The following is a 12,505-nucleotide window of genomic DNA, read 5'->3' as shown; positions in this document are numbered from 1 at the left end:
ATGCAGAGCAAGCGCGCAACCATCACCGACGTCGCCCGGCTGGCGGGCGTATCCAAGGCCACCGTTTCCGCCGTCCTCAACGACACCGGCACGGTCAAGGCCAGCACCCGCGACCGGGTGCTGTCGGTGATGGAGAACGTCAACTACCGCCCCGCCGGCTTTTCCGGACGGGCGGCCGCGCAGAACGAGCGGAGCATCGGGCTGGTCATCAAGGAGATCGACAACCCCTACTACGGCGAAGTGGTTACCGGCGCCCGCGCCGCGGCGCAGGAGAGCGGCTACACGCTCCTGGTGACCAGCTCCGAGGGCGAGTACGAGGCCGAGCGCAAGGCGGTGGAGCTGCTGCAGCGCAAGGAGGTGGACGGACTGATCCTGACGCCCGTGCTGGACTACGACGCCGACCTTTCGCACCTGTTCGAGCTGAAGCGCCGCAACTTTCCCTTCGTCCTGCTCGAGGAGCTGCGCGGCGTTCCCGCCGGGCTGATCGACGTGGACAACGAGGAAGCCTCGCGCAAGGCGGTGGAGTTCCTGATCGCGCAGGGCCACACCCGCATCGTCCACTTCGCCGGGCCCGCCTACTCGTGGCACAGCCAGGAGCGCGTCGACGGGGTGCGCCGCGCCTGCAGCGCCTCGCACGTGATCTTCGGCGACGACGACGTGGTGCGCGCCGGGGCGCACATGGAGGACGGCTACCGCGCCGGGCTGGAGTACTTCGGCGCGCTGTCCCCCGCCGGGCGGCCCACGGCGGTCACCTGCTACAACGACCTGGTGGCGCTGGGGCTGTGCCGCGCGCTGGGCGAGCTGGGCATCGGCGTGCCCACCGACGTGTCGGTGGTGGGGTTCGACGACATCCAGATGCTGGAGTACCTGCCGCTGCGCCTGACCACCGTGCGCATGCCCAAGTTCGAGATGGGCCAGCTGGCCGCGCAGATGCTCATCCGGCACATCGAGTCGCGCGAAACGCTTCCGCCCCAGAAGGTTCACCTGGAGGCCGAGCTGGTGGTGCGCGATTCCACCCGGGCCGTTTCCCAGCCCGCACCGCGGGGCCGCATCCGCTTGGCGGCGGCGGACGGCGGCGGCACCGCCGCCGCCGGCGGGCGCGCCCGGAGCGTGGCCACGCCCTGAGATCGAGGTAGTCCCGCGGCCTCATCCGCCGCCTGTTCCGCACCCTTGCCGTTCCGCGGTACCCATGAGCGCGTTCCGACCCGGCCGTTCGCCCCCCAGGGCGCGGCGCACGCAGCACCACGATCCGCTCACCCTTCCGGCCCGCGTGGCCGGGCCCGTTCACCCGCTTCCCATTCGAGGGAACGCCATGAAGAACTCCCTGTTCAACCGCGCCGGGCTCGCCGCGAGGCTGCTCTCCGCGCTCGCCTGCCTCGCCCTGCTCGCGTGGGGCGCGTCGCCCCTCGCCGCGCAGGGCACGGGCCGGATCACCGGCGCCGTCACCACCGATGCAGGCGCGCCCGTGGCCGACGCAACCGTGTCCGTCGTGGGCACGCAGATGAGGGCGCGCTCCGGCCCCGACGGCCGCTTCACCATCGACCGCGTTCCCGCCGGCACGTACCAGGTCCGCGCCGGGCAGCTCGGCTTCGCCTCGAACACCGTGTCGGTGACCGTGGCCGACGGGCAGACCGCCGTCGCCAACTTCCGCCTGGGCACCCAGGCCGTGATGCTCGAGGAGATCGTGGCCGTGGGCTACACCTCGCAGCGCCGCGCCACCGTGAGCGATGCGGTGTCGGAGGTGTCGGCCGAGCAGATCGAGGACCAGCAGGTCGCCACGATGGAAGAGGCCCTGCGCGGCCGCATTCCGGGCGTGACGGTGCAGTCCACCGGCGAGCCGGGGCAGAGCTCCCGCGTCATCGTCCGCGGGCAGAACTTCCTGGGCAACAGCGACCCGCTGTACGTGATCGACGGGATGTACACCCGCCAGAACCCGAACCTGAACCCCGAGGACATCGAGACCATCCAGGTGCTCAAGGATGCCTCGGCGGCGGCGCAGTACGGCGCGCAGTCGGCCAACGGCGTGATCGTGATCACCACCAAGCGGGGGCGCTCCGGCACCCCGCGCGTGTCGGTGAACTCGTACTACGGCGTGCAGGACGTGCCGCAGCGCATCGAGCTCGTCAGCGGCTCGCGGTGGAGCCAGATCAACAACATGGCGCGCACCAACGCCGGCATGCCCGCCGACAACACGCAGTTCTCGGTAGACACCGACTGGCAGGACGCAGTCTTCCAGACGGGCAACATCCAGGACCACAACTTCTCGGTGGGCGGCGGAACCGACAACGCCAGCTACCTGCTGGGCGCCGGGTGGCTCCAGCAGGAAGGCACCATCATCAACACCGGCTTCGAGCGGGCGAGCCTGCGGGTGAACAGCGAGATGCGCGGCGACCGCTGGCGCGTGGGCGAGAACCTGGCCGTTTCGCGCAGCACCCGCGACAACGTGGTGGGCTTTCCCCTGATCGACGTGGTGCGGCTGCAGCCGGGGATCCCGGTGTACGACCCCAACAACGCCAGCGGCTTCGGCTACGGCAGCGGCGGCGGGGCGCTGGCCACCTTCGGCACCAACCCGGTGGGCGCCTTCGAGCGCGAGGACAACACCGACGTCAGCAACCGGTTGCTGGGAAACGTCTTCGGCGAACTTTCGCTGATCGGCGGGCTGCGCTACCGAGTGAACCTCGGGGCTGAGTACGTCGACACCGACTTCCGCCAGTTCGTCCGTCAGCGGCAGATCCGGCAGAACACGGTGCCCACCTTCAACGAGGGGCTCAATCGGCGCGGCAGCCTCCTCTCGTTGCTGCAGGAGCACCTGCTGCAGTTCGAGGGCTCGCGCGGCGAGCACGCCCTGAACGCGGTAGCGGGCATCACCGAGCAGACCACGGACATCCGCGGAATCGAGGCATACCGCCGCGGCTTCGCCGACGAAGACATCAACGAGATCGACGCGGGCACCAGCAACTTCGCCAACCGCGGCTTCACCATCCCCGGCGCGCTGCGCGGCCTGCTGGGCCGGGCCAACTACTCGTACGCCGACCGCTACCTGCTCACCGGCACCTTCCGCCGCGACGGCTCGTCGCGCTTCGGTCCCGGCAACAAGTACGGCAATTTCTTCTCGGGCTCGGCGGCCTGGGTGGTCAGCGAAGAAACGTTCTTCGCCGGCATCCCCTTCGTCGGCGGGGCCGACAACCTGAAGCTGCGCGCCAGCTACGGCTCGCTGGGCAACCAGGACATCGGCGACTTCCAGTACGCCGCGTCGGTCATCGCCAACCAGAGCTACCTGTTCGGCAACACCATCGCCACCGGCGCCACGCAGCTCAGCCTGGCCAACCCCGACATCCGCTGGCAGGACCAGACGCAGATGAACGTGGGCCTGGACCTGGGCGTGCTGGGCGGCGACCTGCTGCTGACGGCCGACTACTACGTGTCGGAGTCCGGCGGCCTGCTGGTGCAGGCGCCCATTCCCTGGAGCCTGGGCGCCGTGGGCGCGCCCACGGTGAACGCGGGCACCATCCGCAACCGCGGCTTCGAGCTGGGCGCGCAGATGACGATGCAGCGCGGCGACCTGGACCTGGACCTGGCCGCCAACCTCACCACCATCCGCAACGAGGTGACGGAGCTGGGCAACGGCGGGCAGCCCATCTTCGCCGGCTTCGGCAACGTGTCGCGCACCACGGTGGGCGGCTCCATCGGCGAGTTCTTCGTGCTGCAGACGGATGGCATCTTCCAGAGCGACGCCGAGGTGCAGGCGTACCGGAACAGCAAGGGCGTCCTCATTCAGCCCAACGCCAAGGCCGGCGACATCCGCTACGCCGACAACAACGACGACGGGCTGATCAACGACGACGACCGCTACGTGGCGGGGAGCCCCATCCCCGACCTGGAGACGGGCTTCAGCCTGAACGCCGACTACCGCGCCTTCAACTTCGGCGTGTCGATGCGCGGCAGCTTTGGCGCCGAGGTGTTCAACGTCGCGCGGTTCTGGACGGACCGCATGGACGAGAACAGCAACTACCGCGCTGACCTGGACCCGTGGACGCCGGGGAACACCAGCACCGACGACCCGCGCGCCGTGTTCGGCCCGGCGGGCGCCGACAACGCCCGCGCCAACACCGACCGGTGGATCGAGGACGCGTCGTTCCTGCGCATTCAGAACGTGGTGCTGGGCTACCGGCTTCCGGCCGGGCTCACCAGCCGCTTCGGGATCGCGGGCGAGGGGTCGCGCATCTACCTGAACATCCAGAACCTGCACACGTTCACCAGCTTCTCCAACTGGGACCCGGAAATCCGCGGCGGCGACACGCTGACGCGCGGAATCGACGACGGGCGGATCTACCCGAACCCGCGCACGTTCTCGCTCGGCATCGACGTGAACCTGTGATGCCCCGCAGCCGACGGATGGACCTTCAACCAGGGGGGAGACCCCGAGCCATGACGAAATCCTTTCGAGTGATCCCGGCCCTGCTGGCGGCGGCGCTGCTGGCGGGGTGCGCGGAGCTGGACGTGACCGATCCCAACCAGCGGACGGCCGACACCTTCTGGCAAACCGAGCAGGACGCGGTGATGGGGGTGAACGCCGCCTACCGCGGGCTGCAGGAAAACGGCGGCTACGGCCGATGGCTGCAGTTCGCCTACGACATGCGCTCCGACATCGGCTACAGCCGGAGCCCGTGGGGCGACCTGGCCAACTTCACCAAGTCGGTGCTGGGCAGCTACGACTTCGAGGTGAACCGCGAGATCTTTCAGCACCACTACCAGACGGTCTTCCGGGCCAACCAGGTGATCGCGTACGTTCCCGCCATCACGGGAATGAACGCGGGCACGCGCGACCGAATCGTGGGCGAGGCCAAGTTCATCCGGGCGCTGGCGTACTTCAACCTGGTGAACCTGTACGGCAACGTCCCGCTGGTGCTGGAGCCCTCGAACCCCGCCGACCGGCCGGCGCAGGTGACGCCCGACGTGGTGTGGGCGCAGATCGAGAAGGACCTGACGGAAGCGCGCGCCGCGCTTCCCGCCAGCTATACCGGCACCGACGTGGGCCGCGCCACCCGCGGCGCCGCGGCGGCGCTGCTGGGCCGGGCGCACCTGCAGCAGCGCGAGTGGGCCCTCGCCGCCGGCGCGTTCGCCGACGTCACCGGCGGAACCCAGTACTCGCTGCTGCCCAACTTCGGCGACAACTTCACCGCCGCGGGCGACAACAGCGCCGAGACCATCTTCGAGGTGCAGTTCGGCGGCCCCGAAGTGCTGGCGGCCGGCAGCCGCGGGCAGAACATCATCAAGATGATGGGCCCCTGCGGCGTGGGCTTCTGCGACGGCGAGCCCCGCCAGTGGTACGTGGACGAGTTCCGCAGGGAAACGACGGTCGCCGGGGGCACGGACCCGCGGCTCGACGCCACGCTCTTCTACAACCGCCCCGGCGGCATGGACGTGTACGGCACGCCTTTCGCTACCCGCTACGGCAACCGGCTGGGCGACGAGTTCTGGAAGAAGTTCGGCGAGTACTACAAGACCGACCAGGACTGGGACAACCCGGTGAACGTCGAGGTGATGCGGCTGGGTGGCGTGCTGCTGCTCCATGCCGAGGCGCTCACCGAGAACAACCAGGTGGAGCTGGCGCGGCCGCTGGTGAACCGCGTGCGTGCCCGTGCCGGGCTGGCGCCGCTGGCCGCGGGGATGTCGCAGGCGGCCATGCGCACCGAGATCGAGCACCAGATCCTGCTGGAGCTGGGGCTGGAGAACGAGCGCTGGCTCTGGCTGGCGCGGCAGGGATGGCTGGCGGACGCGGGACGCATCACCGTGCTGCGCTCGCGCGACCCGGACTTCGACGCCTTCGCGCCGCACCGGGCGCTGCTGCCCATTCCGTCGACGGAAACGAACCTGAACCCGAACGTCAAGCAGAACCCCGGCTGGTAAGGCGGGGCGGGTTCAGCGAGATTCAAAGCCGCGGACGGCCGCCCCGTGCGGCCGTCCGCGGCCCTTCTTTCCGGGACCGCTGGCGAAGGACTTATCGATGACAGGAACGGACTGGCTTCGGATCGCGGCGCTGCCGCTGCTTCTGGCGGCGTGCGGCGACGGCCCCGGCACCATCGAGCCCCCGCCGACGGCGGCGTGCACCTTCGCCAACCCGGTCGTCGCGGGGGCGGACCCCTGGGTGGTGCGCGACGGCGGCTCGTACCACATGGTCCAGTCGCGCGACGGGGGCATCTGGGTGACGAAGTCCACCACCCTCACCGGCGTGGCCGGCAACGGGGTGCGCGTGTGGACGCCGCCGGCGACGGGGTGGAACGCCACCAACGTGTGGGCGCCCGAGCTTCACCGCATCGGCGACCGCTGGTACATCTACTACGCCGCGGGGAGCGCCGGGCCGCCGTACGTCCACCAGCGGAGCGGCGTGCTGGAGTCGGTGGGCACCGACCCGCAGGGCACGTACGTCGACCGCGGGATGCTGTACACGGGCGACGACCCGGCGCAGGCGGGCGAGAGCAAGTGGGCCATCGACGTTTCCGTGGCCACCATCAACGGGCAGATGTACGCGGCCTGGTCCGGGTGGGAGCAGAACGCCGCCACTGACCGCACGCCGCAGCACCTGTACATCGCGCGGATGTCCAACCCGTACACCATCAGCGGCGCGCGGGTACGCATCAGCTCGCCGGTGGAGCCGTGGGAGCGGGGGACCGAGCTGGACCTGCAGGAGGGGCCCGAGTTCCTTCAGCGCAACGGGCAGACGTTCATCATCTACTCCACGCGCGAGTCGTGGCTCCCCGACTACCGCCTGGGCCAGCTGCGGCTGACCGGCGCGGACCCGCTGTCGCCGGCCAGCTGGACGAAGAGCGGCCCCGTGTTCGTTTCGGGCGAGGGCGTGGTCGGTGTGGGCCACGCGGGGTTCACCACGTCGCCCGACGGCAAGGAGGATTGGATCGTCTACCACGCCAAGACGAGCACGTCGCCGGGGTGGGACCGGGTGATCCGCATGCAGATGTTCACCTGGAATGCCGACGGATCGCCCAGCTTCGGGCTGCCGGTGGCTTCGGGGCGGCAGATCGCCCGGCCCTCGGGCGAGTGCCCGGCCAGCTGACGGGTTTCACGCGGAGGCGGGGAGGTCGCGGAGAGCCGCGGAGCGTTTCCTCCGTTTCTCCGCGTTCTCCGCGCCTCCGCGTGCGTCCTTTTCTGACCTTTCTTCCTGATCGCGAATGACTGTGGAGCGTGCGCCGTTCGGTGAGCTGAACGGCAACGTCGTAGAGGTGTTCACCATGCGGTCGCCCGACGGGGCCGAGGTGCGGGTCACGCCGTACGGGGGGGCGATCCTTTCCATCCGCGTCCCCGACCGCGACGGCCGGCTGGGCGACGTGGTGCTGGGCTTCGACACCCTGGCGGAGTACGTGGCCGACCCCGCGTACTTCGGCGCGCTGATCGGCCGCCACGCCAACCGCATCCGCGGCGGGCAATTCTCCGTCGACGGGAGGGCGTATCAGCTTCCCGTCAACAACGGGCAGAACCACCTGCACGGCGGCCCGCGCGGCTTTCACAAGGTGCTCTGGTCCGCGCGGCCGCTGGAGGACGGGGTGGCGCTGGAGTACACCAGCCCCGACGGCGACGAGGGATATCCCGGAAACCTGCGGGCGACGGTGACGTACCGCTGGAGCGCGGACCATGCGCTGACGGTGGATTACGAGGCCGAGACGGACGCCGCCACCCCGGTGAACCTGACGCAGCACACGTACTTCAACCTCGCGGCCGATCCCGCGCGCGACATCCTGGGACACCGGCTGCAGCTGAACGCGGACCGGTTCACCCCCGTGGACGATACCTTGATCCCCACGGGTGAACTGGCGGCCGTCGAGAGCACCCCGTTCGACTTCCGCCAGCCCGTGGCCATCGGAGCGCAGATCGGCGATGGCGACGCGCAGTTCGAGGCCCCGGGCGGATTCGACCACAACTTCGTGCTTCGGGGCGGCGGCTCGCTGTCTCTGGCGGCGCGGGTAGTGGAGCCGGAGAGCGGGCGCGTGCTGGAGCTTCACACCACCGAGCCCGGGCTGCAGTTCTACTCGGGCAACTTCTTGAATGGCGAGGCCGTGGGGAAAGGCGGAGTGCCGTACCGTCATCGCTGCGGGTTCTGCCTGGAGCCGCAGCACTTTCCCGACGCGCCCAACCAGCCGGCCTTCCCCAGCACCATCCTCCGTCCCGGCGAGCGCTACACCTCGCGCACGGTCTACCGGTTCAGCGTAGCCCCGGACTAACCCCTACCGCACTGAACCAACCCTCGCACCGCTGTCAGCCTGAGGCCCAGGCGCATGGCACCGAGCCAACCACGCAACTCTGTCATCCTGAGGCCCAGGCGCACCGCACTCGCCGGCAGCACAATGGCCGCGGGCCGAAGGATCCAGCCGCGGACGCGTACCAACTCGGGCGCGGCAGCGGTCACGGAGCCCGAGGCCTCGGCTGCCGTGGGGCCCTCACCCGGCCGCGCTGACACGCGTGCCACCCTCTCCCACAAACAGCGTGGGAGAGGGGGTACACTTCGGGTTTGGGTGCGCCTGGACAGCCTGGTGCTCCCGCCAGCGCCCCCCACCCCAGCCCTTCCCCCGCAAACTGCGCGGGGGAAGGGAGCCAGCCCGGTGCGCTTCGGATCGTGTGGGGCGGGTGCAGGTGAAGCCCCGAGCGCGACGCGACAGCGGCGCGAGTCGGGGCTTTCCGCTTTTCCAGCCGCGGGTTCACCCGCTCCTGGGCTGCCGATGGCCTTGACCCTCCTGCCCTGCTCTCCCGCTGGAACCACCTTTGCAAACGGCTCCGCATTCGACGAACCTGCTACAAACCAGGAACTCCGGACGATGGACGTCAAAGGCACCTTCGGCCTGCTGAAGCGGGCATTCAAGGACTTCTCCGACGACGAATGCCCGCGGATGGCGGCGGCGCTTTCGTACTACACGGTGTTCTCCCTGCCGCCGCTGCTGATCCTGATCCTGCTGATCGCGGGGATGGTGTTCGACCCGGCGCAGGTGCAGGAGGCGCTGGCCACGCAGATGGGCAGCCTGATGGGCTCGGCCGGCGCCGAAGAGGTGGGCACCATCCTCCAGCAATCGGAAAAGCCGGGTGGCAGGGGGATCAAGGCCTTCCTGGGGATTGCGGCGGTGACGTTCGGCGCGACGGGTGCCTTCCTTCAGCTGCAGAGCGCGCTGAACAGGGCCTGGGAGGTGGAGCCCGATCCGAAGGCGGGCGGCATCAAGAACATGATCTTCAAGCGGGTGCTTTCGCTGGGAATGGTCCTCGGCATCGCCTTCCTGCTCCTGGTGTCGCTGGCCCTCAGCGCCGCCATCTCTGCGCTGGGCGGGTTCATCGGGCAGATCATCCCGGGCGCGAACGAGGTGGTGCTCCACATCTTCAACTTCATCTTTTCGCTGGTGGTGATCACCGGGCTGTTCGCCGCCATCTTCAAGGTGCTTCCCGACGCGCGGATCGCGTGGAAGGATGCGCTGGTGGGCGCCGTCTTCACCGGCCTGCTCTTCGTCATCGGCAAGTTCGCGCTGGGCTACTACCTGGGCCGCAGCAACCCGGGCGAGGCGTTCGGCGCGGCGGGGTCGCTGGCGCTGGTGCTGGTGTGGATCTACTACTCGTCGATGATCATCCTTTTCGGCGCCGAGTTCACGCAGATCTGGGCGATCGAGCGAGGAAGCGGGATCGAGCCGCAACCCGGGGCCCGGCGCATGAACGACGAGATCGGCGGACCGGAGGCCACGGGCAAGAAGGGCAGGCCCACGGGCAAGGCGGCCAAGCGCGCAGCCGCGCTGAAGAACGATCCCAACAACATCACCGTGCAGGAGCCCGACTCTCGCGTGGAGCAGCGGCTGCCGGAGTAGCCGCCGGCTTTTCAAGACGTTTCACGCAGAGGGCGCAGAGATGAAAGAGAGGACGCAGAGGCGCATGCAAGCGTCTCTGCGTCCTCTCCGTTCTCTCTGCGTCCTCTGCGTGATTGCTTTTGTTTTTCGGTTCTTGCACGCACTCCGCCGCTAGACCCACATCGTGAACACGGCCACCTCGGGGGGCGAGCCGAAGCGCACCGGGAGCGTCGACATCCCGATGCCGCGGCAGACGTAGAGCGGCGCGGCGCCGGGAGCGCGGAACCAGCCCCGGACGTAGCGCCCGCTGGCCGGGGGCAGGATGGGCGTCCATCCGAAGAGGTTCACCTGTCCCCCGTGCGTGTGGCCGCTCAGCACCGCCGCCACTCGGCGCAAATCGAAGTCCGGGGCCGGCGTGGGTGGCGCCGCGACGCCGAAGGCCGAGTTGGCGAACAGCCGGTCGCGGTGCTCCGGGCAGTGGGCCAGGACCAGGTGCGCATCGGCACCCTTGGCGGCGGCGCGGACAAAGGCGCCCGGACCGTCGGGCTGGCCGCCGAGGAGATCGTCCAGCCCGATGACGGCCAGCCCCCTGCCCCCCACCTCGTGCACGGCCGACTTGTTCACCAGCAGCCGCCCGTTGAACCGCGCGTAGATGGCGCCCAGGTCGGCCATGTCCACGCCGCCCCAGTACTCGCGGTTGCCGGCGATGGCGTACTTGGGCGTGCGCCGGTCGAACAACTCGAGCAGCGACGCCAGTTCGGGGAGGCGCTCCTTGTCGTCTACCGAGTCGCCGGTGAAGAGCACGAAGTCGGGCTTCAGCCGGTTGACCTCCGCCGCGATCCGCCGGTGGAGGCGGCCGACGGAGTGCAGGTGAAGGTCCGTGACCTGGACGAACCGCACCTGCCGCTGCTCCGGCGAGGTGCGCGCGTTGATGGCGTGGCGGGTGAACTCCACGCGCCGCGGCTCCACCAGGAAGGCGTCGCCCCCCACCGCCGCCGCGCCGGCCGCGCCCAGGGCCAGAAAACGCCTGCGCGTGATGAGGGGTGAACGCGAGCCGGCCGGTGGAACGGGTCCACCGGCCGGCGCGTCGTCGCGATCGGTCATCGGCGCGGCGTCAGGCGCGAGCCACCCGGCGCGGAGCCTGTTCCCCCCGCTTGTTGAGCGCGTACAGGACGGCGAGCCCCGTCGCCACCAGCCCGATGCTGATCAGCTGCGCCACCGAGATCGCCCCGAAGAAGCGGTCGTCCTTGGCGCGGAAGATCTCGACGATGAAGCGCTCGACGCCGGCCATCGCCAGCCACGCGAAGAACAGCTTCCCCGGCGTGTCGGCCAGGCGTGGACGCAGCTTGAACAGGACGAAGAGGATGAGGAACGACATCCCCGCCTCGTACAGCTGCGTGGGATGTACGGCGAGCACCTGGGTGTCGGGAACGCTGGCGGGCAGGTCTACGCCGAACGCGCGCAGGTTGCCCGCGGTGGAGGGCGGCGCGCCCTTGGGAAACGCCACGGCCCAGGGCGCGTCGGTGGGGGCGCCGTAGTCGTCGCCCACCATGAAGCACCCCAGCCGGCCGATGGCGTACCCCACGGCCAGCCCCGGCGCGATGGTGTCGCCGTACGGCCACACCGGGAGCTTCATCTGCCGAAGGCGGAACAGCACCGCCACCGCGCCGCCGATGAAGCCGCCGTACCACACCAGGCCGGAGCGCGACAGCAGGGCGGTCCACGGGTCGGCCGCGGTTTCGGAGAAGTTGAGGATCAGGTAGTAGATCTTGGCGCCCAGGATGCCGCCGATGGCCGCCCACCCCGCCAGGTCCCACGCGTGCTCCGGGTTGTGCCCCGCCCGCTTGAGCTCGCGGGCGGTGACCCACGAGGCGGCGAGGAACGCCAGGGCCATCATCAGCCCGAAGCTGGTGACCTGGAACCCGCCGATCTCGAAGAGGATTGGGAACATCTGGGGCCGGAAACGAAGGGGAGGATGGCGACACGGGTGAGGCACAAACTTAGACGATTCCGGCCATCCGGTAAAGCCGCAGCCAGGCACCCCACGAGGCCCTGTCATCCTGAGGCCCAGGCGCACCGCACCCGCCCGTACATCATCCTACGCGGGCCGAAGGATCCAGCGGCGGACACGTACAAGGTCGGGCGCGGCAGCGGTCACGGAAGTGTGGGCCCCGGCGGCCGTGGGGCCGTCACCCGGCCGCGCTGACACTTCAGGATTGGTGTGTCGGGACCGGTCTGGTGCTCGGGCCGGCGCCCCCCATCCCCAACCCTTCCCCCGCAAACAGCGCGGGGGAAGGGAGCCAGCCCGGTGCGCTTCGGATGGTGTGGAGCGCGTGCAGTTGAAGCCCCGAGCGCGACGCGACAGCGGCGCGAGTCGGGGCTTTCCGCTTTCCCAGCCGCGGGTTCACCCGCTCCTGGGCTGCCGATGGCCTCGCGCAGCCAGCCGAAGCGCGATTCAGGTCTCCCCCTCCCCTGCGCAGCGGGGGACGGGGGCCGGGGGGAGGGGGCTCCCGAGGGTACAAACCGGGTAGATCGTTGACAATCTAAACCGGGAGGATCGTTGACAGTTAACGTGCATGGCAACCCCCTTCAGGAGGCGAGCCGTGCCTTGGCTGGAAACGAATCCCATGGACGAGCGGATGCGGTTCATCGTGGCCTACGACGAGGGCCTGTAC

The 12,505-nt window shown here is 69.7% G+C and carries 8 protein-coding genes; 6 read left to right on the top strand and 2 right to left on the bottom strand.

What is annotated here, in order from left to right; genetic code table 11:
• From VGB24_RS03905 to VGB24_RS03880, 6 genes are all read left to right on the top strand, one after another.
• Entirely contained in the window at positions 1 to 1,125 is a 1,125-nt protein-coding gene (locus VGB24_RS03905; protein ID WP_331071651.1) for a LacI family DNA-binding transcriptional regulator, read from the top strand.
• 187 nt (positions 1,126 to 1,312) lie between these two features.
• The gene (locus VGB24_RS03900) at positions 1,313 to 4,378 is read left to right on the top strand and encodes a SusC/RagA family TonB-linked outer membrane protein (protein WP_331071650.1); all 3,066 of its coding nucleotides are present in this window, start codon (positions 1,313 to 1,315) and stop codon (positions 4,376 to 4,378) included.
• Between the two features lie 50 nt (positions 4,379 to 4,428).
• Positions 4,429 to 5,910: a RagB/SusD family nutrient uptake outer membrane protein gene (locus tag VGB24_RS03895; RefSeq protein ID WP_331071649.1), complete on the top strand. Its 1,482-nt coding sequence runs from the start codon at positions 4,429 to 4,431 to the stop codon at positions 5,908 to 5,910.
• Between the two features lie 97 nt (positions 5,911 to 6,007).
• A complete protein-coding gene (locus VGB24_RS03890) occupies positions 6,008 to 7,072 on the top strand; it encodes a glycoside hydrolase family 43 protein (protein WP_331071648.1) in 1,065 nt (354 codons plus the stop codon).
• Between the two features lie 115 nt (positions 7,073 to 7,187).
• Positions 7,188 to 8,234 (top strand): aldose epimerase family protein, encoded by a 1,047-nt coding sequence (locus VGB24_RS03885; protein ID WP_331071647.1) that lies wholly within the window; start codon positions 7,188 to 7,190, stop codon positions 8,232 to 8,234.
• A 591-nt stretch (positions 8,235 to 8,825) separates the two neighbouring features.
• Positions 8,826 to 9,851 carry a YihY/virulence factor BrkB family protein gene (locus VGB24_RS03880; RefSeq protein WP_331071646.1) on the top strand — a complete coding sequence of 342 codons (1,026 nt, stop codon included), beginning with the start codon at positions 8,826 to 8,828 and terminating at the stop codon, positions 9,849 to 9,851.
• Between the two features lie 150 nt (positions 9,852 to 10,001).
• Here VGB24_RS03880 and VGB24_RS03875 read toward each other — a convergent pair whose 3' ends face one another.
• Together VGB24_RS03875 and lgt are read right to left on the bottom strand one after the other, a co-directional pair.
• On the bottom strand, positions 10,002 to 10,934 hold the full coding sequence (locus VGB24_RS03875; RefSeq protein ID WP_331071645.1) for a metallophosphoesterase: 933 nt from the start codon (positions 10,932 to 10,934) through the stop codon (positions 10,002 to 10,004).
• Positions 10,935 to 10,944: 10 nt separating this feature from the next.
• On the bottom strand, positions 10,945 to 11,781 hold the full coding sequence (gene lgt / locus VGB24_RS03870; protein ID WP_331071644.1) for a prolipoprotein diacylglyceryl transferase: 837 nt from the start codon (positions 11,779 to 11,781) through the stop codon (positions 10,945 to 10,947).
• Between the last annotated feature and the right edge of the window lie 724 nt (positions 11,782 to 12,505).

This window comes from Longimicrobium sp., assembly GCF_036399935.1.
In the GTDB taxonomy this organism is placed as follows: Bacteria; Gemmatimonadota; Gemmatimonadetes; order Longimicrobiales; family Longimicrobiaceae; genus Longimicrobium.
Note: the sequence above shows the minus strand (reverse complement) of the source record. Positions and strands in the feature narration are given on the sequence as shown.

Bases quoted from the DNA above. Each gene is read 5' to 3' on its own strand.
- VGB24_RS03905 (WP_331071651.1), top strand. From the start codon at position 1: ATGCAGAGCAAGCGCGCAACCATCACCGACGTCGCCCGGCTGGCGGGC.
- VGB24_RS03900 (WP_331071650.1), top strand. From the start codon at position 1,313: ATGAAGAACTCCCTGTTCAACCGCGCCGGGCTCGCCGCGAGGCTGCTC.
- VGB24_RS03895 (WP_331071649.1), top strand. From the start codon at position 4,429: ATGACGAAATCCTTTCGAGTGATCCCGGCCCTGCTGGCGGCGGCGCTG.
- VGB24_RS03890 (WP_331071648.1), top strand. From the start codon at position 6,008: ATGACAGGAACGGACTGGCTTCGGATCGCGGCGCTGCCGCTGCTTCTG.
- VGB24_RS03885 (WP_331071647.1), top strand. From the start codon at position 7,188: ATGACTGTGGAGCGTGCGCCGTTCGGTGAGCTGAACGGCAACGTCGTA.
- VGB24_RS03880 (WP_331071646.1), top strand. From the start codon at position 8,826: ATGGACGTCAAAGGCACCTTCGGCCTGCTGAAGCGGGCATTCAAGGAC.
- VGB24_RS03875 (WP_331071645.1), bottom strand. From the start codon at position 10,934: ATGACCGATCGCGACGACGCGCCGGCCGGTGGACCCGTTCCACCGGCC.
- lgt (WP_331071644.1), bottom strand. From the start codon at position 11,781: ATGTTCCCAATCCTCTTCGAGATCGGCGGGTTCCAGGTCACCAGCTTC.